Annotated in this window: 23 protein-coding genes and 1 pseudogene; 8 read left to right on the top strand and 16 right to left on the bottom strand. The window is 63.0% G+C overall.

Features of this window, described 5'->3' with window-relative positions:
- Positions 1-229 precede the first annotated feature (229 nt).
- Positions 230-2,227, top strand: coding sequence for an SLC13 family permease (locus HWX69_RS08880; RefSeq protein WP_178916768.1), 1,998 nt, complete (start codon positions 230-232; stop codon positions 2,225-2,227).
- Between the two features lie 74 nt (positions 2,228-2,301).
- Positions 2,302-2,574 (top strand): annotated as a pseudogene (locus tag HWX69_RS18370) (hypothetical protein); the annotation flags it as partial.
- 6 nt (positions 2,575-2,580) lie between these two features.
- On the opposite strand, the gene HWX69_RS08870 reads toward HWX69_RS18370, so the two are convergent.
- The 4 genes from HWX69_RS08870 to HWX69_RS08855 form a co-directional block, all read right to left on the bottom strand.
- Positions 2,581-3,324 carry a plastocyanin/azurin family copper-binding protein gene (locus HWX69_RS08870; protein ID WP_178916767.1) on the bottom strand — a complete coding sequence of 248 codons (744 nt, stop codon included), beginning with the start codon at positions 3,322-3,324 and terminating at the stop codon, positions 2,581-2,583.
- A 235-nt stretch (positions 3,325-3,559) separates the two neighbouring features.
- Complete coding sequence (locus HWX69_RS08865) at positions 3,560-3,913, bottom strand: SHOCT domain-containing protein (RefSeq protein ID WP_178916766.1); 354 nt, start codon at positions 3,911-3,913, stop codon at positions 3,560-3,562.
- Positions 3,914-3,919: 6 nt separating this feature from the next.
- A complete protein-coding gene (locus HWX69_RS08860; protein WP_178916765.1) occupies positions 3,920-4,333 on the bottom strand; it encodes a DUF302 domain-containing protein in 414 nt (137 codons plus the stop codon).
- 122 nt (positions 4,334-4,455) lie between these two features.
- Positions 4,456-5,844 (bottom strand): permease, encoded by a 1,389-nt coding sequence (locus tag HWX69_RS08855; RefSeq protein WP_178916764.1) that lies wholly within the window; start codon positions 5,842-5,844, stop codon positions 4,456-4,458.
- A gap of 467 nt (positions 5,845-6,311) precedes the next feature.
- Here HWX69_RS08855 and HWX69_RS08850 point away from each other — a divergent pair, with 467 nt between their 5' ends.
- Positions 6,312-6,989, top strand: coding sequence for a CehA/McbA family metallohydrolase (locus HWX69_RS08850; protein WP_178916763.1), 678 nt, complete (start codon positions 6,312-6,314; stop codon positions 6,987-6,989).
- The gene (locus HWX69_RS08845) at positions 6,989-8,056 is read left to right on the top strand and encodes an asparagine synthase C-terminal domain-containing protein (protein ID WP_178918318.1); all 1,068 of its coding nucleotides are present in this window, start codon (positions 6,989-6,991) and stop codon (positions 8,054-8,056) included. Before HWX69_RS08850 ends, HWX69_RS08845 begins: the two co-directional genes overlap by 1 nt.
- Before the next feature lie 33 nt (positions 8,057-8,089).
- Here HWX69_RS08845 and HWX69_RS08840 read toward each other — a convergent pair whose 3' ends face one another.
- Both HWX69_RS08840 and HWX69_RS08835 read right to left on the bottom strand, forming a co-directional pair.
- A complete protein-coding gene (locus HWX69_RS08840; protein WP_178916762.1) occupies positions 8,090-8,485 on the bottom strand; it encodes a universal stress protein in 396 nt (131 codons plus the stop codon).
- A gap of 57 nt (positions 8,486-8,542) precedes the next feature.
- Positions 8,543-9,517, bottom strand: coding sequence for a transcription initiation factor IIB (locus HWX69_RS08835; RefSeq protein ID WP_178916761.1), 975 nt, complete (start codon positions 9,515-9,517; stop codon positions 8,543-8,545).
- Positions 9,518-9,717: 200 nt separating this feature from the next.
- Here HWX69_RS08835 and gatC point away from each other — a divergent pair, with 200 nt between their 5' ends.
- The 3 genes from gatC to HWX69_RS08820 all read left to right on the top strand — a co-directional run bounded on the left by gatC (position 9,718) and on the right by HWX69_RS08820 (position 11,907).
- On the top strand, positions 9,718-9,987 hold the full coding sequence (gatC, locus tag HWX69_RS08830; RefSeq protein ID WP_178916760.1) for an Asp-tRNA(Asn)/Glu-tRNA(Gln) amidotransferase subunit GatC: 270 nt from the start codon (positions 9,718-9,720) through the stop codon (positions 9,985-9,987).
- The gene (gene gatA / locus HWX69_RS08825) at positions 9,984-11,252 is read left to right on the top strand and encodes an Asp-tRNA(Asn)/Glu-tRNA(Gln) amidotransferase subunit GatA (RefSeq protein WP_178916759.1); all 1,269 of its coding nucleotides are present in this window, start codon (positions 9,984-9,986) and stop codon (positions 11,250-11,252) included. Before gatC ends, gatA begins: the two co-directional genes overlap by 4 nt.
- Before the next feature lie 70 nt (positions 11,253-11,322).
- Complete coding sequence (locus HWX69_RS08820) at positions 11,323-11,907, top strand: metallophosphoesterase (RefSeq protein WP_178916758.1); 585 nt, start codon at positions 11,323-11,325, stop codon at positions 11,905-11,907.
- 3 nt (positions 11,908-11,910) lie between these two features.
- Here the strand turns inward: HWX69_RS08820 and HWX69_RS08815 are convergent, their stop codons facing one another.
- Entirely contained in the window at positions 11,911-12,681 is a 771-nt protein-coding gene (locus HWX69_RS08815) for a CPBP family intramembrane glutamic endopeptidase (protein WP_178916757.1), read from the bottom strand.
- 198 nt (positions 12,682-12,879) lie between these two features.
- On the opposite strand from HWX69_RS08815, the gene HWX69_RS08810 reads away from it, so the two are divergent.
- Positions 12,880-13,434, top strand: a complete 555-nt coding sequence (locus tag HWX69_RS08810) for a DoxX family protein (RefSeq protein WP_178916756.1) — start codon at positions 12,880-12,882, stop codon at positions 13,432-13,434.
- A 3-nt stretch (positions 13,435-13,437) separates the two neighbouring features.
- Here the strand turns inward: HWX69_RS08810 and HWX69_RS08805 are convergent, their stop codons facing one another.
- The 9 genes from HWX69_RS08805 to HWX69_RS08765 form a co-directional block, all read right to left on the bottom strand.
- A complete protein-coding gene (locus HWX69_RS08805; protein WP_178916755.1) occupies positions 13,438-13,620 on the bottom strand; it encodes a hypothetical protein in 183 nt (60 codons plus the stop codon).
- Between the two features lie 4 nt (positions 13,621-13,624).
- The gene (locus HWX69_RS08800) at positions 13,625-14,143 is read right to left on the bottom strand and encodes an Lrp/AsnC family transcriptional regulator (RefSeq protein ID WP_178916754.1); all 519 of its coding nucleotides are present in this window, start codon (positions 14,141-14,143) and stop codon (positions 13,625-13,627) included.
- Positions 14,144-14,145: 2 nt separating this feature from the next.
- Positions 14,146-15,012 carry an alpha/beta fold hydrolase gene (locus HWX69_RS08795; RefSeq protein WP_178916753.1) on the bottom strand — a complete coding sequence of 289 codons (867 nt, stop codon included), beginning with the start codon at positions 15,010-15,012 and terminating at the stop codon, positions 14,146-14,148.
- Complete coding sequence (locus HWX69_RS08790; RefSeq protein WP_178916752.1) at positions 15,009-16,154, bottom strand: acyl-CoA dehydrogenase family protein; 1,146 nt, start codon at positions 16,152-16,154, stop codon at positions 15,009-15,011. The genes HWX69_RS08795 and HWX69_RS08790 overlap by 4 nt, the downstream gene beginning before the upstream one ends.
- 95 nt (positions 16,155-16,249) lie before the next feature.
- Positions 16,250-17,041: an enoyl-CoA hydratase/isomerase family protein gene (locus HWX69_RS08785; protein ID WP_178916751.1), complete on the bottom strand. Its 792-nt coding sequence runs from the start codon at positions 17,039-17,041 to the stop codon at positions 16,250-16,252.
- Positions 17,042-17,180: 139 nt separating this feature from the next.
- Positions 17,181-17,987 (bottom strand): ABC transporter ATP-binding protein, encoded by an 807-nt coding sequence (locus HWX69_RS08780; RefSeq protein ID WP_178916750.1) that lies wholly within the window; start codon positions 17,985-17,987, stop codon positions 17,181-17,183.
- On the bottom strand, positions 17,984-19,135 hold the full coding sequence (locus HWX69_RS08775; RefSeq protein WP_178916749.1) for a branched-chain amino acid ABC transporter permease: 1,152 nt from the start codon (positions 19,133-19,135) through the stop codon (positions 17,984-17,986). Before HWX69_RS08775 ends, HWX69_RS08780 begins: the two co-directional genes overlap by 4 nt.
- Positions 19,136-19,999, bottom strand: coding sequence for a branched-chain amino acid ABC transporter permease (locus HWX69_RS08770; RefSeq protein WP_178916748.1), 864 nt, complete (start codon positions 19,997-19,999; stop codon positions 19,136-19,138).
- Between the two features lie 6 nt (positions 20,000-20,005).
- The gene (locus HWX69_RS08765) at positions 20,006-21,232 is read right to left on the bottom strand and encodes an ABC transporter substrate-binding protein (RefSeq protein WP_348642999.1); all 1,227 of its coding nucleotides are present in this window, start codon (positions 21,230-21,232) and stop codon (positions 20,006-20,008) included.
- Between the last annotated feature and the right edge of the window lie 275 nt (positions 21,233-21,507).

Genomic DNA, 21,507 nt, shown 5'->3' with positions numbered 1-21,507 from the left:
GACACCGACACGACCTGTAATCTCCACGTCGACGCGACGTTGCGTCACGATTTTCCCGACAGTCAGCGCGGGCGAAGATTTCCGGTGTATCAGGCACCTACGAAATCGACGGATGGAGTCCACATTTAGAGACGACTGTCAGCCGGTTGAGTGCGGTGAGTCCGACGACATAGTGGTGAGAGCCGTACTACTATGTGGGCCCCACTGGGAACTACACACAGTTGATTCGGTGACGAACGGACTGCACACCCTCGCACTGGCGGCGCCGGCACCCCTCCAGCAGTTCCCGGTAGCGCTGCCAGTCTCGCTCGACGTGTTCGTCGTACTCGCCATCGTCGCCGTCGCGCTCGTCCTGTTCGTCCTCCAGCCCGTCTCGATTGACACGACTGCCATCGCGCTGATGGTCACGCTCATCCTCCTCGGTCCGTGGACGGGTGTTTCCCCCGAAGAGGGCGTGTCGGGGTTTTCGAACCCCGCGACGCTCACTGTGCTGGCGATGTTCGTTCTCAGTGAGGGGGTTCGACAGACCGGCGTTATCCAGATTCTCACGCAGAAGATGGAGTCGTTCGCGGGCGACAGCGAGTTCCGACAGCTCCTCGCGACGGTCGGACTTTCCGGTCCGTCGGCGGGCTTTGTCAACAACACGCCCATCGTCGCAGTACTCATCCCGGCCGTCACGAACCTCGCCAGGAAGACCGGGACTTCACCGTCCAAGTTGCTGATTCCGCTGTCGTTCGCGTCGATGATGGGCGGGACACTCACCGTCATCGGAACATCGACGAACCTGCTCGCGAGCGATATCTGGGCGCAGATTGGGCCGACTGGCGAGCCGTTCTCGCTGTTCGAGTTCACCCAACTGGGAGTCGTCGTCTTGGCGGTCGGTATCGTCTATCTGCTGACCGTCGGGCGATACCTCACGCCCGCACGGATTACCGCCGAGGAGTCCCCCACGGACCAGTTCGGTATGGCGGACTACCTGACCGACGTCGTCGTCCACGAGGACTCCGAGTTCGTCGGCTCGCAGGTGCGGGAGCTGCGGCGCGGGGACCTCGACCTGGACGTGTTCCAAATCGTCCGCAACGGCCGCAGCATCGTCAGCGGCCTCCCGAGCGAGCGAATCCGCGCCGGCGACGTCCTCTCGGTGAGAGCGAGCCAGGAAACGCTCGAACAGGTCATCGAGGACGAACACCTCGTCCTCCTGCCGGAACTCCGCGATGCCGCGGCCGACGAGGACGAATCGCTCCCCGAGGGATTCGTCCCGACACACCACGCGTGGAACCAGCCGTCGGCAGCAGCCGACGACACCGGGGCAGCTGCTGATACCGCTGAAGAAGACGGAGCGGACGGAGAGGAAGAAGCGGATGATACCGAGGCGGCAACCTCGCTCACGGAGATCGTGTTGCTCTCCGGGCCGTGGTCGAACAGACGGGACGGCGTCGTCGGCTTCGAGCGTGAGTTCGGCGTGACGGTCCTCGCAATCCGTCGAGGCAACGAGGTGATTCGCCAGCGTCTCCGCGATGTCAACCTGCGAGCCGGGGACGTGTTACTCGTACAGACGAGCGCGGACGTCCTCGACCGGCTTCGGGCCGACACCAACGTCGTCGTCTCGAGCGACGACCGCTGGGAGGAGTTCGACCGGAGACAGATTCCCATCGCGCTGGGGATCGTCGCCGGCGTCGTCGGGCTGGCCGCACTCGACTACCTCCCGATTATGGTCAGCGCCCTCGCCGGCGTGGTCGCGATGCTGTTCTCGGGTATTCTCCGCCCCGCGGACGCCTACGAGGCCGTCGACTGGAGCGTCATCTTCCTGCTCGCGGGGGTCATCCCCCTAGGCATCGCATTCGAGGCGTCCGGAACGGCGGATTTAATCGCGACGGGCATCGTCGTCGGTAGTACCGTCCTGCCACCGATTGCGATGCTGGCGGCGTTCTATCTCGGCACCGCGATTATTACTGAGATGGTGAGCAACAATGCGAGCATCGTGTTGATGCTTCCAATCGCCGTCGAAGTCGCGGGCCAACTCGATGTCAATGCCTTCGCGTTCGCTCTCGCAGTGACGTTCGCCGCCAGCACGCCGCTCCTGAGCCCGGTCGGCTATCAGACGAACCTGATGGTGTACGGTCCCGGCGGCTACAAGTTCACCGACTTCGCACGCGTCGGCGCCCCACTCCAGCTCATCCTGACTGTCGTCACGACGGCCGGCATCGTGTTCTTCTGGGGACTGTAGTGCGACCGACCCGGAATCCGAGCCACCGTTGAGACAACCGTGTTCAAACTACCCTCTAATATTGGGATTTCAACATTATCAGCGATCTCGGCCTGTTCCAAGCGTTCGACTTTTACTGGGACCCGACCGAAGACAGCCTTCGGTTCGGCGCCCCAACGATTTCGGACGACTGGCGGGAGCAAGACGCGACCGAGTCGCTCGATTCGAGCACGGTTTCAATGATTAACGGTGAGTTAACGGACCTCTGCCGAGCGGTACAGGAGATACTGGAGGACTATCTCGAACGGAACGACGAAGCGTCCGACTACGGGTGGGGTGAGGAAACGTACGGCAAACGCGAGGAGTGATTCCAGTCATTCCACCTCATCATCTAGCCGCTTGCGGCGACGTCTATACTCCTCTTCACTGATTTCGCCTCGCTCATAGCGGTTCTGGAGGATTTCTCTCGCCGAATCGTGGGTGTTCGAGCGAGTGCTGCTTCGGTTTCCAAGCCAGTAGAGTGCGCCGCCGAGAACACCCAGCAGACCGAGCGCCCCGCCGACGAAGGGAATGCTCCAGATTCCGCCTCCACTGCGGCCGTTCATCATCCCGTGGTCGCCCTGTCGCATCATGCCACCGCCAGTCGTTCCGCTCCCGTCACTGCTCGAATCGTAGGCCACTGCTCCCTGCTCGACGATCGTCTCACTTGCGGGGACCTCCCCATCCGGAATCGGACTCTCCTCCGCCGGCCCGCCAGGCGTCCCAACGACGATTCGTCCGACCATGCCAATCGACTTGTGGGGGATGCAGTAGTAATCGTACGTCCCCGGCGTTTCGAACGTGTGTTCGAAGCTTCCCTGCGAAATCGTCTCGCTATCGAAGGCGGATGCGCCGTCCGGAATGCGATTCGGGTACGCCGTAGCGGAATGTGCCCCGGCCGCGAGTTCGAAACGAACGGTCGTTCCGGGGTCGACTCGCAGACCGATTGGGTCGAAGTAGTTGTTACCCATCTCCACGACGGGTGTCTCCTGTGCGTCCGCTGGTTGAGCAAAGCCCGTGCTGGCGACGGCGCCGGCACCGACGAGGCCCAGGAACTGTCGTCGACTGTGGTGTGTCATGGTGGGTGAGTCGTTTTAGCAGTGAGTAGCGACACGTCGTATCGGCGCGAAAGGGTAATTCCCAACGTAGTACACACTACGTGCTTGCTTTTTATTCCCATTACTACTCACAATCAGAGGCGAAGAGGGGGTTGTTTCTTTGATTCCAAGGCCGCCTCCGACCAGGTGTCTCGATTTGACACCCCTCGTTTGCTGATAAGCTATCCGGGAAGGACCTCCGTGGGCCAAGCAGTGCTCACTCCGGACGCTGGAGCTTCTCGCGTCGGGCCTCGAATTCTTCGTCGGTGAGGTCGCCACGGGCGTACGCTAGACGGAGTTCTTCCATCGCGGGATTGTGAGACGTCTGCGTTTCGCTCATGCGTCGGAAGACGAGGTAGCCACCGACGATAAGGACGAGAAGGAAGACGAGCGGGACGAGCATCCCGACGAACGGCCACCAGCCACCAGTACCGCCGTACTGGCCCATCATCCCTCCGTATCCCATCATCCCGCCGAATCCCATCCCCATCAGCAGCAAGGGGAAGAGGATTAACGCTCCGAGAAGCAGGAGGAGTATCGTCGTAGTATCCAGTTGCTCCGATGAAGACATCGCAACTCAGGCCTCCGATGTGGATTCAAACTCGTCTGTAACGGCTGCCAGTACACGGTCGAATCGTTCGGTGACCTCGGCCGCCATAGAATCAAGCCCGTCGTTGTCCGCGATACCGACCAACTGCCCCGGGTCCACCGCACTCACCACGATGTCGCCACCACGTTCGTAGACGATGACGTTACAGGGTAAGAGCGCACCAAGTTCGATTTCCTCGGTCAATCCCTCGAATGCCAGCGGAGGATTACACGCCCCGAGAATCCGGTACTGGCGGAATTCTTCGTCGAGTTTCTCTTTGAGTGTCGCTTGGATGTCGATGTCACAGAGGACACCGAATCCCTCGTCTTTGAGTGCAGCGTTCGTTGCGTCGACGACATCGTCGAATTCACCAGTCACTGACGTCTGTATTGTGTAGTCCATGAGATACCATACCTCGCCCACGGGGTTAACGGTTGGGTGCCGAAACGGCTGGCGTTGAGGTAGTGCATCGGCTGGCACAGCATCTGAAATCACGTATCCCCAGAGCAGGTCACGATGCGCATTCAGTGGCCATGGTCGTGGCTTGTCACCTGTGGACTTTGACCGGCAAACGCCGTCGGATTGTCTTCGAACCGTCGCTTGCAGGCACTAGAACAGAAGTAGTACGTCGTTCCCTCGTGAGACGCGCTCGGGCCATCGTCGTCGGTCCGCATTCCACAGACGGGGTCGCGGTACTGCCCGGGCGCACCGAGGCCACGTCGGTACACGTACAGGAGAAACCCGGAGAGTGCGAAGGCGATTAGGTTGAGGTAGAACGTGTAGTTGAGTTCGAAGTACGTCTGCTCGGTCGCCGTCTCCCCACCGGCCAAATCGGGGATGATACCAAGCGCGTCGAACAGCAACTCCATGAGAAAGCCGGTAAATGCCATCGTCACGAAGAAGACGCCGAGGATGTACAGCATGATTTTCCAGCCGTAGTACTTGCGGTAGACGTTCAACACGGGAATCGTGATGAGGTCGGCGTAGACGAACGCGATGACGCCGGCGAAGCTGATTCCGCCACCCCACAGCGCAACGGCGAAGGGGACGTTGCCCATACTGCCGACGAAGCTGATGACGGCGATGGCGACACCCATAATCGCGTTCTCGGCGGTCACGAGCAGGCCGTCGCCCTGGATGAACAGGGTGTTCCAGACCCACTGTGGGACGAAGACGATGACGAACCCGGAGATGAGAAAGCCCGCGATGACGTCCTTCCAAATCATCGACCACTCCTTGCGATACTGGTTTGCGACCTTGTACCAGCCACCCCACGACAGCAGTTCGTCGCGCCACCCGCCGCTGCTCGATGTCTCCTGGAGATAGGTCTCCATACAGCCTTCCGAGCAGAACTGCAGCGTTTCACCCCCGTCAGTCGTGAGCGTGTACTCCTTTTTCCCTTCCATCCCGCAGGTGGGGTCCTCGGTGACGCCTGACTCGCGGTCGCGTTCGTTGAGTGTCTGTCTGACCTCACCGAAGAGGTTCTCGGGAAGCGTAAGGTGGACGATGACGGCCATGACGGCGATGAGGATGAGGCCGCCGAGCAGTTCGGCGAGTAGGAACTCCCAGCCCAGCAGAATCAGGATCATCAACCCGAGTTCGACGATGAGATTCGTCGACGCGAACATGAACGCCAGAAAGTTCACCGCGTGAGCACCCTTCTTGAACAGCCCCTTCCCGATAGCGACGGCACCGAAACTACACCCACTGCTTGCCGCCCCGAACACGGTCGCTTTGGTGAGACCGCCCAAGTCGCCATCACCGAGGACCTGCGCCATTCGCTCCTTGGAGACGTAGACCTGAACGAGACTCGTAACCGTGAGGCCCATGATGATTGCCCACGCCGCCGTCCAGAGAAATCCGACCCCGATGCGGAGGGCTTCGAGGACTCCATCGAGTACCGTCGCCTGCATAGATGTATCATCGGAGGGGTCATCTAATGCAGTTGCCCCTAGAATACCACGCTTCAGAGAGCATCTCCACTACGGATTTGCAAACGAAAACGCCCAGATTTGAAAGTATTCCAAGGCACTCTCGCAGGAAATTGCGTCTCAACCGCTACGTATCAGTGTCTTGTGAATCGGGTGGCTGCTGACTTTCACCGTTCCGTAGCTCACCGATTCCCCGTCCGTATTTTCAACTGCTCGACCCAGTCGTGTTCGATTGTGATGCCGAAGGCGTAGATGACACCGTCGTTGAGGCCGAGCCGAAGTGTTCCACTGCTGTAGGCGCTGTTGCTGTCCCTCGCTCTGCGGTGTAGTGCCGGCCGGGGTCCACCGTTTCGGGACCGTTCAGTGGTCGCGAGCGATGCGCTCGTCGGGGGCCGGTTCACAGACCAGTAACCGAGGCGCTTTTCTCACCCGCCCGTCAACCCCCGTCCGTGCTGTCGGTCGAGCTCCACTCACATTCCGAGTTGTCGTACGATGGGCGGGACCCCATCGAGTTACTGTTAGAGCAGGCCGAAGCCGTGGGACTCGACGCGCTCGCGATCACCGACCACGACGAAATCGACGCCTCCCTCGAAGCCGCGGCCAAGGCCCAGGAGTACGGCCTCGTCGGCATTCCGGGGATGGAGGTCTCCAGCGCTGCCGGACACATCCTCGCGTTGGGTGTCGAGGAGTTGATACCCGCCGGCAAGAGCTTCGACGAGACACTCGACCGCATTCACGATGCCGAGGGTATCGCCGTCGTCCCCCATCCGTTCCAGAAATCCAGACACGGCGTCGCACCACACATCACCCGCGAACAGCTCGCCGAGGCAGACGCCATCGAGGTGTACAACTCGCGGCTGTTTACGGGGCGCTCGAACCGCCAGGCCGAACAGTTCGCTCGCGAGTACGGCCTGCCGATGACTGCCGGCAGCGACGCCCACATCGCCGAGATGGTCGGACAAGCCGTCACGGAGGTCGACGCCTACCACCAGAGCGTCGACAGCATCCTCGACGCCATCGTCGAGGGGCGGACGAGCGTCGTCGGTAAACGGACGCCGTGGTTCATCAGCATCCAGCAGTTCAGCGGCGGCGTGAAACGACGCGTCGCCTCGATGCTGCCATGGTGATGGACGGCGCGGACGCCGCCGTCGTCCAGCGCGCACTCGACGCTCGTGACCCCCTGCCGGGAACGCAAGGATTCGCCGGCGAACTCGAGGGGTCGCTCGTCCGCGACGTGCTCGGGCGATATCCACTCTTTTCGGAAGCCGACGACCACACGGCGTGGTCGTTCGACCCGACCGACCTCGACGACCCCGACCCCATCCCAGCGGGCCACCTGCGGGACGACGACGGCGACACACAGGTGTGGACGCTACCCAATCCCGACCCCTACGCCGACGACGAGCGGGCGGTGAGCGAGGTCCGAACCGCGGTGATGGGGTCGGTCGATTCCGTCGAGTCGACGCCGGCCATCGCCTTCTCGGGCGGCCTCGACTCCGCGATACTCGCCGACCGACTCGACGGCCCGCTGTACGTCGGCGGCTTCGAGGGGAGCCACGACGTCGAGGCAGCGCGGTCGGCCGCAGAGACGCTCGGCCGCGAACTCACCGTCGTCGAGTTCAGCCACGCGGGCCTCGAACGGGCGGTCCCCGAACTCGTCGCCGCGACCGGTCGGTCCAACCCGATGGACATCGCCATCGCACTGCCGCTGTATCTCGTCGCCGAACGCGTCGCCGCCGACGGCCACGACCGCCTCGCGGTCGGGCAGGGTGCCGACGAACTGTTCGGCGGCTACGCGAAGGTGGCGAAAGCGCCCGAGGACCCCCGCGTCGATGCCGAGACCGTCCGCGGGGCGACGCGGGAGGTCATCGCCTCGCTACCGGCGCAGTTGGAGCGAGACGTGTTGACACTCCGTGCGGCCGGCGTCGAACCCATCGCGCCGCTGTTGGACGACCGCGTCGTGGCCGCGGCGCTTCGGCTTCCGGGCCACCTCCTGGTCGACGGCGAGGAACGGAAAGTCGCGCTCAGGCGGGCAGCGGACTTCCTGCCGGAGTCGGTCCGGACGCGGGAAAAAAAGGCCGTCCAGTACGGGAGCCTGGTCTCCCGGGAGTTGGACCGCCTCGCTCGGCAGGCCGGCTTCAAACGCCGGATGGACGACCACGTCGGACAGTACATCGACTCGCTCGTGGAGTAAGGCAAGCGTCGGTATCCGACGTAGAGGGACTACTTACACCTCGAACGGACAGAACAAGACCGGAATCTCGCTGTCGAGCATCACCGTCTGTGAGACGCTACCGAAGACGGCTTTCCCGGCGGGCGAACGCTTGCGACCGGCGACACAGACGAGGTCGGCGTCACGTCGCTTCGCGAGACCGACGATTTGGTCGGCGGGGTCGCCGCTGCTCTCTTCGAGCGCCACCTCGATACCGTTCTCCTCGAGGATGTCGCGGGCGACGCGTGCCGGCGCGAACTGGCTAATCGAGGCGCCCTCGACGTTGTCGGTGAAGACGTGAGCGACGGTCACGGTCGTGCTGCCGTCGGCCCAATCGAGGTCCGCAACCGCTTCGGCTTGTAGCTGTGCGCGGCCTTCGTCGTCGTCGACGGCGAGTAGGATATCCGTCATACATTCGCCCTACGAAGGCCCCCATCATTATACCTGCCCGAAACTGTCAATAGTAACTCAGGATTGGAGTCCCTCTTCGGCTTCGAGCAGTTCGTGATACCGGTTGCGGATGGTGACCTCAGAGATGTCGGCCACTTCGCTGACCTCGTTTTGGGTGACCTTCTCGTTGGTCAGAAGCGAGGCGGCGTACACCGCGGCGGCGGCGAGCCCGACTGGCGATTTCCCGGAGTGGATGCCCGCCTTTTGAGCGCTATCGAGCAGTTGGCGTGCGCGTCGTTCGGCCTCGTCGGAGAGTTCGAGGTCGCTTGCGAACCGTGGGACGTAGCTCTTCGGGTCGGCGGGTTCGATTTCGAGACCCAACTCGCGGGCGACGTAGCGGTAGGTGCGGGCGATTTCGTCCTTCCCGACGCGGGAGACGTTCGCCACCTCGTCGAGGCTACGGGGCGTCCCGGCCTGTCGGGCGGCGGCGTACAGCGATGCCGTGGCCACGCCCTCGATGGAGCGGCCGGGCAGAAGGTCGTCGTCGAGCGCTCGGCGGTAGATGACCGAGGCGGTTTCCCGGACGTTCTCGGGGAGGCCGAGCGCGCTCGCCATGCGGTCGATTTCGCCGAGTGCCTGCTTGAGGTTGCGCTCCTTGGAGTCACGGGTGCGGAACCGCTCGTTCCACGTCCGCAGGCGTTGCATCTTCTGGCGCTGGCGACTCGACAGGGAGTTGCCGTAGGCGTCTTTGTCCTGCCAGCCGATGTTCGTCGACAGCCCCTCGTCGTGCATCATCTTCGTCGTCGGCGCGCCGACCCGGGATTTCTCGTCTTTCTCGGCGGAGTCGAAGGCGCGCCACTCCGGCCCGCGGTCGATTTCGTCCTCCTCGACGACCAGTCCGCACTCGCTGCAGACGGTCTCGCCGCGTTCGGTGTCGGATTCGAGTCGCCCCCCACACTCCGGACAGACGAGTTCGTCTTCCTCCTCGTCCTCCCGTTCGTTCTCGTCGCGGGCGTTCTCCTCCTGGAAGCGTCTGACGGTGGAATCGGTCATTTTGGGTGTGAAGTCAGCAGTTGCTGAAAGAACCGGCCGTGTTTTTTGTTGCCGCGGCTACAACTTAAACATTTGGGCCTCGGACGGTCTCTCCGGATGGTTTGCGGTTCTCACTCCGTTCGGCACCGACGGTCACCGCGGCGAGTGCGTCGAGCGAACCATTCGAAACCCTTAGTGACATCCCACGCCCACTCGGGAACATGACTGTCGACGACGAGGAGGTCCGCCACGTCGCTTCGCTGGCCCGGGTCGACCTCGACGACGAGGAAGTCGAACTGTTCACCGAGCAGTTCGGCGACATCCTCGAGTACTTCGAGGCGCTCGACGACGTGCCCGAAGTCGAACGCGAGGCCGAGTTGGCGAACGTGATGCGACCCGACGAGGTCCGAGAGAGCCTCTCTCAGGAGGAGGCGCTGGAGAACGCTCCCGAAACCGAGGACGGCTACTTCAAGGGGCCGAAGGTTTCATGAGCTACAACGCGTTCATCACCGAAGCGACCATCGAACCGACCGACGACGGCCCCCTCGACGGCGTCACCGTCGCCGTCAAGGACAACATCTCCACCGAGGGCGTCCGCACCACCTGTGGCTCGGCGATGCTCGACGACTACGTGCCGCCGTACGACGCCACCGTCGTCGAGCGACTGAAGGCCGCCGGCGCGACCATCGTCGGCAAGACCAACATGGACGAGTTCGGGATGGGGACGACCACCGAAACCTCCGCGTTCGGGGCGACGGAAAACCCCGCCGCCGAGGGCCGTGTCCCGGGTGGGTCCTCGGGTGGCTCTGCCGCGGCCGTCGCTTCGGGCGAGGCCGACGCTGCACTCGGCTCTGACACCGGTGGATCGGTCCGCTGTCCCGCCGCCTTCTGTGGCGTCGTCGGCATCAAGCCGACCTACGGCCTCGTCTCCCGCTACGGACTCGTCGCCTACGCCAACTCGCTGGAACAAATCGGCCCGCTGGCGCCGACCGTCGAGGGCGCCGCCGCAGTGCTCGACGCCATCGCCGGCCCCGACCCCAACGACGGAACCACCCGCGAGGAAGGTGCGAACTCGAACTACGCCGACGCCGCCGACGGCGACGTCGACGGCCTCACCGTCGGCGTTCCCACCGAACTGCTGGAGGGTGCCGACGAGGGCGTTCGAGAGACCTTCGAGGCAGCGCTCGATGACCTCCGCGAGCAGGGCGCGACGACCGAGGAGGTGTCGCTTCCGTCCGTCGAAACCGCCGTCCAGGCGTACTACGTCATCGCCATGTCTGAAGCATCGTCGAATCTCGCGCGCTTCGACGGCGTTCGCTACGGGAAATCGGGTGGCTACGAGGGCAACTGGAACGAGTCCTTCGCCAACGCCCGCGAGGAGGGATTCGGCGAGGAGGTCAAGCGCCGCATCCTGCTTGGGACCTACGCCCTCTCGGCGGGGTATCACGACAAGTACTACAAGCAGGCCCAAGACGCCCGAGCGTGGGTGAAACAGGACTTCGACGAAGCCTTCGAGACTGTCGACGTGTTAGCCTCCCCGACAATGCCCGTCCCGCCGTTCGAGATGGGCGAGAGCCTCGACGACCCACTCCAGATGTACCTCGCCGACGCCAACACCGTCCCGGTCAACCTCGCGAACCTCCCGGCTATTTCGGTGCCGGCGGGCGAAACTGACGAGGGGCCGGTCGGCCTCCAGCTCGTCGGTCCGGCCTTCGAGGAGGAGACGCTCATCCGCGCCGGGTCGGCGTTGGCCTGACCACGGCATCGACTCACACGCCCGAAGAAGGCTTATTTTCCCCGCGTCGAACCCCTCGGCGGGGGATTCGATGACGCGCTATCTGATTTCCGACCACCACTTCGACCACGACAACATCATCGGCTACTGCGACCGCCCGTTCACGTCGGTCGGCGAGATGCACGACGTGCTGCTCTCGCGGTTTCACGAAACCGTCGACCCCGACGACACGCTGTATCACCTCGGCGACGTGGCGATGGCGATGCGGGACGCCGAGAAGACCGGCGAGTGGCTGGGTCGACTGTCCGACTCCGCGGTCCTCGTTCGGGGGAACCACGACGCCGCACTCGACCCCGAGGACGTCGGCTCCCCGGTCGTCTCGGCCTGCGTGCTGGAAGCCGGCGACTACCGCTTCTACTGTACCCATCGTCCCGAGGATACTCCAGAGTGGTGGAACGGGTGGGTACTCCACGGCCACCACCACAACAATCACCCGAAGGAGTACCCCTTCGTTCGAACCGACGAGAAGCGCGTCAACGTCGGCGTGGAATTACTCGACTACCGGCCGGTGGCGCTGCCTTCGCTCGTGAGGCTGTTGGAGGCCTGTGAGGAACGCGACAGGCGACTCGTTCGGGACCGAGCGGCCGCCGACGAACTGCTGGAGAATTCGACGTAATCCTCACCCCGCGACAGTCGAGACGTACGCCAACGCGAACAGCGTCGCGTTGTACAATCCGTGGATAATCGCCGGAACGACGACGTTGTCGGTCATCTCGTAGGTAATCGCGAAGACGAGGCCGGGGAAGAACAGCAGCGTAATCGTGAGCGCGACGCCCGAGGTGGGCCCGCTGAGCGACCCCGCGTGGGCGGCGGCGAAGATAGCCGTCGCCACGGCGATACCGACGGGCGCAGAGAACGTCTCTCGAAGGCGGCTCTGGATGATGCCACGGAACAGCAGCTCCTCGCCGGGACCGATGAGGACGAACGCGAGGACGATGAGGACGAGGAAGATGCGAGGGTCCTGCTGGCCGAGTTCACCCGCCCGATTCTGTGCGGGCGTCAACCCGAGCAGGAACACGACGACGAAAATCATCGTGATGGCCGTCACGAACGCGAGGACGTACCCCGCCCCGACGTAAATCCACCCTTCGAGGTCCGGGGTCCGGACCCCGACGTATTCGAGGTCGAAACCGCGATACCGGAGATACAGCGCCGAGAGGCCGAAGAACGTGATACCTTGCAACAACACCGTCGAGAGGACCGTCGACGCGAGCAGCGGGAGGTCGATGCCGGCGGAGCCGAGCGCCTGCGCGACGGCGAGCCCGATGAGACTTCCACCACCGAGGCCCACAACAGCAAGGAGGAGGGCGGTGAGGACGGCAAGCACGGGCGACGGAATACGACCGGCGACCGCATCGATTGGACCCGACGAACTATCGAGTGGAGCCATTGCCGACCGTAGGGTCGGTGGGGTCAAAAGCCCCAACGCTCTCTAGTGGGAACTTCGAGTTCCTCAATCGAACGCGTACAGTCCCGACCAGCCACCGTCAAAAAGTACAATTTAGCTGCCATTTACATCGGTACCGGAGCAAAAAGAGGCAACAATCGCACCAATATTTAAGTCAAATGCGTCTGAAACCTGATTAGTATGGTATCACAAGAAGTACAACTCCGAAGTACGCTCGCCGGCTTCACCGCGGAGGGACGGCTCCACACACTCAGCGTCTGGTTCATTCTCGCACTCCGATTGATGATGGGAGTGGCGTTCCTCCAGAGCGGCGCCAGTAAGGTTCTCGCAGGGGATTTCAGCGCCGCAGGCTATCTCCAGAACGCGCCGCCGGCGAACGGCAGCCCCGTCGCGGACCTGTTCGTCGCCATGGGCAACACGCCGGCGCTCGTCGAGTTCGCGAACATCGCCGTCCCGTGGGGCGAGGTACTCATCGGGCTGGGACTCATCGTCGGCGGCCTGACGCGGCTGGCGGCGTTCTGGGGCGCGGTGTTGATGCTGATGTTCTATCTCGGCAACTGGGACATCAGTCACGGCTACATCAACGGCGACTTCGCGTACATGCTCGTCTTCCTGTCGGTGGCTGCCTTCGGCGCCGGCCGAATTCTCGGCCTCGACGCCTACATCGAGCAGTACGAAATCGACGGCCAACCGCTCATCGAGCGCTACCCGTGGACGGCGTACATCCTCGGCTAGGGACTATCGATTTTTGACCAGCAGGTAGATACCGACGGCGACGACCGGCACCGCGAGAAACGCCGGGAGCGTCACGACGCCGCCGGCATTGCCACCGAACTGCACCAACAGTAGGATAGCGACGAAGACGGCGGCGAACGCCGCGACGACGAGGCCGACGATTCGGAACGGGTCGTCGTCGTCCATCGGACTACCGGTCGGCGTCGTGGAGGCTCTCGAGTATCTCGGGGTCGGTGCGGAACTTCAACACGTTCGTCACGACGGAGTTGCGGAGGTTGTGGACGGCCTCGCCGTGTCGCTTGTAGAACTCGTGAATCCACTGCGATTGGGCATCTCTCGTCGGAAACATCATCACCGACTTCCACTGGTACTCCCCATCCGAGAGGAAATAAAACAGCGTGTTCGGCGAATCGCGGATGAACTCCATGGCCGACCGCCACTCCTTGGCGAAGTTCTCGGGATTGAACTTGAACTCGAACAGCGCGAAGTGGAAGTACTCCTCGTTGGGGATGATGGCCTCACGGAAGACGCCCTCCTCGCGCATCCCCCGAATCGACTCCGAGACGGTGACGTGTGAGACGTCGATGCCGTACTTCTCGTCGAGGATGCGCGCAAGATCCCGCGAGGACAGTTGAGGGTCCCGCGAGAGCTCCCGAAGCACCAACACGTCGCGTTCCTTGAACTCCCAATCGGGTGATGTGCGCTCCATACTCACGCCCCACCGCCCGGGCTACTGGTGTTTTCGGTCAGGAACGACCGGAGTTCCGCCCGGTAGGCCTCCGGAACGTCCTCGACGACCCAGTGGAACGCCTCCGGGAGTCGCGACACCTCGCCACCGAGTTCGTCGGCGAGCCGTTCGCCGTACTCGATGGGCTGCATCACGTCGTCTTCGGCCCACAGACACAGCAGTTCGGTGTCGATGTCCTCGTAGGGGATTTCGGTCGTGTGGTTGGTGTTCGTCGCCACCGCCGCCCGCGAGATGGCGCGTTTGCCACCCTCACGAAGCCACGGTTCTTTCATCCCCTCGACGAAGGCGGGGTCGGCGTCGCCGTAGGCACCCTCCGCGAAGGCGAAATCCAGTTTCGCCTCGAACTCCTCGTCGTCGAGGTCGGTCGTCGCCGGCAGGCCGAGATTACTGATGAACTCGACGGGCCAGGAATCGTAGCAGACGATGTTCGAGGCGACGAGGCGCTCCACGCGGTCGGTGTGGGCGGCGAAGCGAAGCGCCACGCCGCCGCCGATGTCGTGGGCGACGAGCGTCACGTCGCCGAGGCCGAGGTCCTCGAGCAGTTCGCCGATCATCGCCTCTTGGGCACGAATCGAGCGGTCGAAGCCGTCGTGGGCGTCGGAGTTGCCGTACCCCAGCATGTCGGGAACGACGACGCGGTAGTCGTCCTCGAAAGCGGGGGTGACGTGCCGCCACAGGAACGACCACGTCGGGATGCCGTGGAGGAAGACGAGCGGGTCCCCGTCCTCGGGGCCTTCGTCACGGTAGGCGACTTCGAGGTCGTGGCCGTCGACGGTGACCGTCGTCGACTCCTGAGCCTCGGACCACTCCTCGTGTGTCGGCCCCGTCATAGAACGCGGTCGGAGATGATGTTCTTCTGGATTTCCGAGGTGCCCTCGTAGATTTTCGTGATGCGAGCGTCGCGGTAGATGCGCTCGACGGGGTGGTCGGAGACGTAGCCCGCGCCGCCGTGTACCTGAATCGCCTCGTCGGCGACGTCGACGGCGTGTTCGGAGGCGAACAGTTTCGCCATCGACGCCAGTCGGACGGCGGTGTCGTCCTTGTCGCCCTCGACGTGGCTGGCCGCACGGTAGGTCAGCGAGCGGGCGGCCTCCACGTCGGTCGCCATCTCGGCGACCTTGTGTTCGATGGCCTGGAACTCCTTGATTTTCTGGCCGAACTGTTCGCGGTCGTTGGCGTAGTCGACGGCGGCGTCGAGTGCGCCCTGTGCCGCGCCGACCGCCTGAGAGGCGACGCTCGTCCGACCGGAGGCGAAGAAGTCCATCAACTGGTAGAACCCCTCGTTTTTCGTGCCGATGATGTTCTCCTCGGGGACGCGGACGTCGTCGATGACGACCTCAGCGAGGTCGGAGGCGCGGATGCCGAGTTTGTTGTCGATTTTCGATGGCTTGAACCCGGGGTCGTCGGTGGGGACGAGGAAGGCGGTGATGCCGCGGTGGGCAGGGTCGGCGTCGGGGTCGGTTTTCGTCATCACGACCGCCACGTCGGCAACGGTGCCGTTGGTAATCCACATCTTGTTGCCGTTGAGGACGTAGCCGTCGCCGTCCTCTTCGGCGACCGTCTCGATGCCCGCCACGTTCGAACCGTGGGCCGGTTCGGAGATACAGGAACACGACGCCGAGTCGCCGTTGGCGATTTTCGGCAGCCACTCCTCTTTCATCCACTCGTCGCCGTACTCCAGAATCATCGAGGAGCCGAAGCCGGCCGACCCGACCGCAGACCCGATGCCGGGGTCCGCTCGCCACAGTTCCTCGGTGACGATACATCGGGACAGCATGTCCATCCCCGCGCCGTCGTACTCCATCGGGATGTGCGGCGCGACGAAGTCCAACTCCGCCGCCTTCTCGCGGAGTTCCTCGGGGTACTCCCCGTTTTCGTCGTGCTCGCGGGCGACGGGCTTGATTTCTTCCTGTCCGAACTTGCGGACGGCCTCGCGAATCGCTTCGTGCTCGGCCGAAACTTGGAACGCCATATCCCGACGCTAGTTTCCCGTTGCAAAATAGATTTGCCAAACGGTACAACAGTGTTAAGTTCTTTACCGAGTGATAGACACTCTCTGTCGAGCCGTTACTTGCCTTCGAACTCGGGCTGTCGCCCCTCCATGAACGCGTTGGCCCCCTCGACGTGGTCGTCGGTCGCGAAGACCGCGGCTTGGGCGGCTGCCTCGTTGTCGAGGGCGTCCTTCAGACTGGCGTTGAACCCCTGTTCGATGAGCTTCTTCGAGGTGCGAAGCGCAACGGTCGGCCCGGTGGCGATGGGTTCGATGAACTCCTCGACCTGCTGTTCGAAGTCCTCCTCGTAGACGTGGTTGAACAGTCCGAGGTCGCCGGCCTCCTCGGCGTCGAGTAGTTCGCCGGTGAAGACGAGTTCTTTCGCCTTGCTGGCGCCGACCTGTCGCGGCAGGAGATACGACGTGCCGGTGTCGATTGCGAGACCGACCTGTCGGAAGCCGAAAGAAATCTTCGCGTCGGCTGAGGCGAGTGTCACGTCGGCGGCGATAGCGAGGTTCGCACCGGCCCCGTAGGCCGTCCCGTCGACCTTAGCGATGGTCGGAAGGTGGAACTCCGCGACGCGCTGGATGGCTCGACTCGTGTCGTGTTGGATGCCCTCGACGGCCTCGTGGAGTTCGGCCGTCCCACTCATCAACTCGACCATGGAGTTCACGTCGCCGCCGGCACAGAACGTCCCCTCCTTGCCGGTGACGACGAGACAGCGGGCCTCGTCGGAGTCCTCGACCTCGTCGACGGCGTCGACGATGGCTCCGGACATCTCCTCGGAGAGCGCGTTGCGGTTGTCGGGTCGGTTCAGCGTTATCGTCGCGACACCCTCCTCGATGTCGAGGAGTACTGGGTCACTCATGATACGTCTCGACATGCGAGGCCACCGGCTAAAGTGTTGCCACAGGGTTGACCAGCGTTTGCCAACCTCCGTTTTGGAGTTAACGCCGAAAATATAATGTCGCCGTTCAGTTACGATTGCTCATCGAAAGGGCGATTCCCTACTCGCTGCCGAGGTACGCCTCCTGGACGTCCGGGTTTTCCCGGATTTCCTCGGGCGTCCCCTCCGCGAGCAGTTCGCCGAAGTTGATGACGATGGCTCTGTCGATGAGGTTCAGCAATCCGCGCATGTTGTGGTCGACGACGACGAGCGTCGTTCCCTCCTCGCGGAGTTCGGTCAGCAGACTCGAAATCTGGCCGATTTCGCCCTCTGCCAGCCCCGCGAAGGGTTCGTCGATGAGCATCATGTCGGGGTCGGTCGCCATCGCACGGGCGAGTTCCAACCGGAGCATCCCCGCGTGGGGGAGTTCGTCGGGCATCCGGTGCATCTCCTCGCTCAGCCCGACGCGTTGACACAGGTCGATAGCCTGTGCTCGCGTCTCTCCGCGCAGGCCGCTCGTCGAGAACAGTCGGTCGGGAACCAGCGCCGTCTGGACGTTGGCGAGGATGGTCCGGTCCTCGAAGGGCCGGAACTCCTGGAACGTTCGCGCCAAGCCCTTCCCAACCATCTCGTAGGCGGGAAGGCCGGTGACGTCCTCGCCGCGGTAGTACACTGTCCCCTCCGTCGGTGGGTAGCGGCCGGTGATACAGTTGAACGTCGTCGACTTCCCGGCGCCGTTCGGGCCGATAAAGCCGAGTATCTCCTGTTCTTCGACCGCAAACGAGAGGTCGTCGACGGCGGTCAGCCCACCGAAGCGTTTGGTGAGACCGTCCGCGACCAACACGCCGTCGTCGGGGTCGAAATTACGGGAATCGTCGACCGACTCCGCCGGTGGCTCGGCGTCGCCGGATTGGGCGTCGCTGCTCATCGACGCTCACCTCCGAAGATCTCGCGGAGGTCGTCGGTCCACTCCTCGACGATGCGTTCGCCGCGGCTCTTGCCGCCGTCGGCGACCGCTTCACCCGTCTGTGGTTCCGTGCGAGCGCGCCACTCGCCGACCAGCCGGGGGACGATTCCCTCCGGCAGGTAAAACAGGAAGCCGAGTGTCACGATGCCGAACAGTAGGAAGTAGATCTCGCCAACCGGGACGTCGACGATGGGAATCGTGAACTCGATGTTCCGGATGAACACCCGAAGCAGGTAGAAGAACAGGCCACCGATTGCGGCACCAGTGATGGTGCCGATGCCGCCGAGGATGGCGGCGACGATGACCTCGATGCTGATGATGAGCGCCAACAGTTCCGAGACGTTGAAACCGCCGACGCTGTGGCCGTACATCGCGCCCGCGAGGCCGCCGATTAGCCCCGAGAGGACGAAGGCGAACAGTTTGAACTTCGCGGGGTTCTTGCCGGTCGCCGCGACGGATATCTCGTCGGCACGGATGGCCGTGAACACCATCCCCGCATCCGAGCGGGTGATGGCGACGAAGACGACCAGTGCGAACAGGAACACGAACAGCGCGAGGTAGTACCCCGAGTACGGGTCGAATCCGGGCGACGGTATCGGCCCGATGGCGCCGAACTTCTCGACGGTGCCGACGCTCACGAGACCGAGTTCCCCACCGGTCAGGTCCGGGAAGAACCGGAACACGGAGATGAGGATAATCGGCGTCACGAGCGTGATGAGCGAGAAGTACGGCCCCTTGACGCGTAGCGACGGGAAGCCGATGAGCAACCCCGCGAGACCCGCAGCGACCGCACCGAGTGGCGCCGCAATCCACGGGTCGATACCCATATGCAGGTTCAACATCCCCGAGGTGTAGCCGCCGACCCCGAAGAACAGCCCGTGACCGAAGGATATCTCGCCGGTGTAGCCGGAGACGAAGTCCCAGCTCATCACGAACGTCGCGAAGAACAGCGCCGCTGCGAGGTAAATCGCGTAAATCGCCGGGATGACGAGTGGCAGAACGAACAGTGCCCCGATGCCGAGCAGGCCGAGTTGCTGGTGGCGCTGCATCTTCATCGGGTTGAGGATGTCACCCCACGATTTCAAATCGGATTGAGTCTGCCCCGACATTCACTCCTCCACCAGTTCGCGGCCGAAGAGGCCCTTCGGTCTGATGAGCAATACGAGCACCAACACGACCAGCGCCGAAACCCCAGCGAGCCGTTCGCTGAGGAACTGAATCGTCATCTGGTCGAGGAAACTGATGAGGTAGGCGCCGATGACGCTCCCGCGGATGCTGCCGAGCCCGCCCAACACGACGATGGCGAACGACAGCAGAAGCGGGTTGCGGCCCATTAGCGGGTTCGCCGTCTGGAACGACGCGAGGAACAGCCCCGCGAGACCAGCGAGTGCGCCGGCGAGTACCCACGTGTAGGTGTACACCTGCTCGGAGTCGATGCCGGCGAGAGCGGCCCCCTTATCGGACATCGAGGTCGCGAGGATGGCCTTGCCGGTTCGCGTCCGGTTGACGAAGTAGAACAAGCCACCGATGAGCACCCACGACAGCACGAATACGAGGATACGGTTAATCTGGATGCTGTCGCCGAGGATGACCACCGAACCGTCGATAATCGACCGGACAGATAGGTCCTGTCCCCCGAAGACCACCAATGCCAACTGCTCGACGATGATGGCGACGACGAGCGTCAAGATGAGCACGGTGACTGGATTGTGCCGAACCTTACTGATGAGCCCCTTGTACAGGCCCAGCGAGAAGGCGCCTCCGACGACTGCAGCAGCCAGAGCACCGAGGAGGATGCTTCCGGATGCTGCCTCGACGGCGTAGGCGCTGTACGCACCAACAGTGATGGTGGCCCCGTGTGAGAGGTTCAATACGCCCCCGACTCCGAAGATGAGCGTGAAGCCGATGGCTATCAGCGAGTACAACGCCCCCAACATGAGGACGTTCGTCGCAACACTGAGAACGTCTACCATCGTAGATTAGGCCCACGGTGGCGCTTGGTAGTCGACTTCCTGCAGGTCGTCGGGCCAGAGGACGCGCTGGTGGCCCTCGCCGTTTTCGTCGGCCTGCCATTGGAAGTAGACACCCTGAGAGTAGTCGGCGCCGTATCGAACGTCGTGGGGGAATTCCCCATCCGGACCGAAGAACTCGATGTTCCCACCGGTGCCGGTGTAAGACATCTCCTCCAGTTCGGTCACGAGGTCGTCGCCGTTGACACTCTCGGTCGCCTCGATGGCTTCCTTTATCATGTACACCGCGTCGTACGCCGAGTAGCCGGTGTACACCGGGAGGCTGTCGTACTCCTCCTGGTAGGCGTCAGCATATGGAACGGTCTTTTCCGTGACCTCGGAGTTGGCCGTCGCCGTCGTCTGTGAGAACGTCGAAATAGCAGCTCCGTCGGTCGCCTCGTAGAACGACGGCAGCTGCGTCGGGACGTGAATGCCACCGAAGCCGAACTCCCGTGACTGTTTGGCCCACTGGACGAGCGCCGTCGTCCCGATGTGTGCCAAAGCCGTGTAGGCGCCGTCGACCTCGTCGGACTCGAGGTCGTCGTAAATCGGCGTGAAGTCCTCGGTGCCCTCCGAGACACGGCGGACTTCGGTCACTTCGACACCAGCCTCCTCCTCCAGTCGGTCGGAAATCTCGTCGGTAATCGGCTCGGTCCACTTGTAGTCCTCCGCGATGAAGGCGACCTTCTCCCAGCCCATCTGCTCGAAGCGGTCCGCGGCGAACTGGACCTGGGATTCCCCGAGGAACACGGAGTTGATGGGGCCGACTCGGAACCAGTACTTGTTCGTCTCGTAGTCCTCCTCGACGAGGGCGGGCGCCTCCGGCGTCGCGGCACCGGCCGTGAGGTGGACCGTCTGTTGCTGGGCGATGTTACCCATAATCGACAACAGGCTCTCGGAACCGAAGATGCCGAGCGTGGCGTCTACCTCCTCGCCGGTCGTCAACTCCTGATACACTTCCCGGGTCGTCCCGGGCTGGTCCTTCGTGTCCTTCGTCGAGAGCTCCACGTCGGCGCCAGCGATGCCGCCATCGTCGTTGATTTCGCTGACGGCGAGTTCGGCGCTGTTCAGGATGGATTCGCCCATCGGTGAGTCCGCCGGACCGAGAGCGCCGAGGGTGACGGTGTCAGGAACGCCACCGCCGCCGTTACCGTTCCCGTTACCGCCGCCCAGACAACCCGCCAAAGCAGTCCCCACGGCCCCTGCACCCGTCGCCCTCAGGAACGAGCGTCGATTGACCCCGAGAGCGCTGTTTGTTCGTGAACCGTTCGACCGTCGGCTGCCATTATTATTGTTAACCATTACCGCTATCCGTCCTTATGGGACAACCATCATAAATGTGCTGCTGGTTTCCAGACGATACGCTGTTAGAGAAAAGTCGGATCTGGACTACCGATGGTAATTCCCGGCAAATTTAATCAACACCTGTAGTCATTCCGGAGGACGTTCACATATCTCGGAAAACGAACTAC

This window comes from Natronomonas gomsonensis, from assembly GCF_013391635.1.
In the GTDB taxonomy this organism is placed as follows: domain Archaea; phylum Halobacteriota; class Halobacteria; order Halobacteriales; family Haloarculaceae; genus Natronomonas; species Natronomonas gomsonensis_A.
The sequence above is the reverse complement of the archived record's forward strand: the minus strand, read 5'-3'. Positions and strand labels throughout refer to the sequence as shown.